The sequence below is a fragment of the Elstera litoralis genome (assembly GCF_000963705.1).
Lineage (GTDB): Bacteria > Pseudomonadota > Alphaproteobacteria > Elsterales > Elsteraceae > Elstera > Elstera litoralis.
Map to the genome: position 1 here is coordinate 1 of NZ_LAJY01000476.1, position 1176 is coordinate 1176.

The window sequence follows — 1176 nt, forward strand, 5'->3', positions numbered from 1 at the left end:
CCTCGCTAAAATCGAATGATTCCCGTGTTGTATTACGATAATTTATCTACTCGATACATTTTTTAGGGGATGTTTCATGTCGATATTTCGATTTTTATTGGCATTGCTCATCCTTCCCATTTTGTCCGCCTGCGCAACCCGACCGCCAGACGCCTTATCGCCCGAGGCCCCTGTGTCGGCTGAGGAGGGGGTGATTGTCTACGGGTTTGCCTGCCGAAGCTTTCTAGAAAGCCGCTGCACAATCGAGTTCACTCGGCTGACGGAAGGGGTGTTTTCCACTCAACCGAAAGACCGGGTTCGGGGCGTAACCGGGGAGAAGAATATCTATAGTTTCCAGAACCCCGATAGCCGCCGCAATTTTGCCTACTACGCCCACCGCGCCGCGCCCGGCACTTATGCCCTACGCCGCTTTACTGCCGTGGCGAATAATATTCTCAGCGTCTTCACCGTCACCGATGCGCACACCGACCGGCCCTATGCGCCGTTCCAGGTGGACGCGGGAAAGGTTCATTATCTCGGCGATTTCACCTTCTACACAACGCCGTTTAAGGAGGAAGTCCCGGTCGAACGGGACGAAAATCCAGCGGCGATGGCGGCATTTTTGAAGGATTTTCCCAATCTTCCCGCCGAACGGGTGACACGGGTGATCGATTTTGGGCCATAATGCCGCCTCCAATGGGACCTTCAGACCTTCACGCGGTGATTTTCGATGATGAAACGGGCTTGCCTTCTCCTTCTCGCGCTGCTTGCAAGCTGCGTCCGCCCGCCCGAACCGCCCGTGACGGCGGAAACCAGCCTGCCGCCCGGTAAGGCCATCGTCGTGCATGGATTTATGTGCAGCACCTTCTCGGAAACCCATTGCAGCATCGAATTCGGGCGCTTGATCGGCGAGACGTTCTCCGAAACCGAGAGCCAACGGATTTACGCGGTGGCGCGGCCGGAAAACCTGATGCGCTTCGCCGGGATGGGTTTGCCGAGCGCCCCCAATAAGGACAAAAAGATGGGCTATTATGCCCATGTCGTCGAACCCGGAACCTATGGGCTCAAGCAGTTTTCCACCCACGGCAACAGCCAAACGTCGAATTATCTGACGGTCGATAAAGAAACCAAACGGCCCTTTGCGCGCATCGAGGTCGAGGCCGGAAAGATCAATTATCTCGGGGATTTTCTGTTTAG

The 1176-nt window shown here is 55.5% G+C and carries 2 protein-coding genes; both read left to right on the forward strand.

From position 1 onward, the window contains the following. Window positions 1-172 precede the first annotated feature (172 nt). Complete coding sequence (locus tag VZ95_RS16005; protein WP_156994972.1) at window positions 173-664, forward strand: hypothetical protein; 492 nt, start codon at window positions 173-175, stop codon at window positions 662-664. 45 nt (window positions 665-709) lie between these two features. Beyond that, window positions 710-1176 (forward strand): hypothetical protein (locus tag VZ95_RS16010; RefSeq protein ID WP_045776748.1); only part of this gene is annotated, 467 nt, incomplete at its 3' end.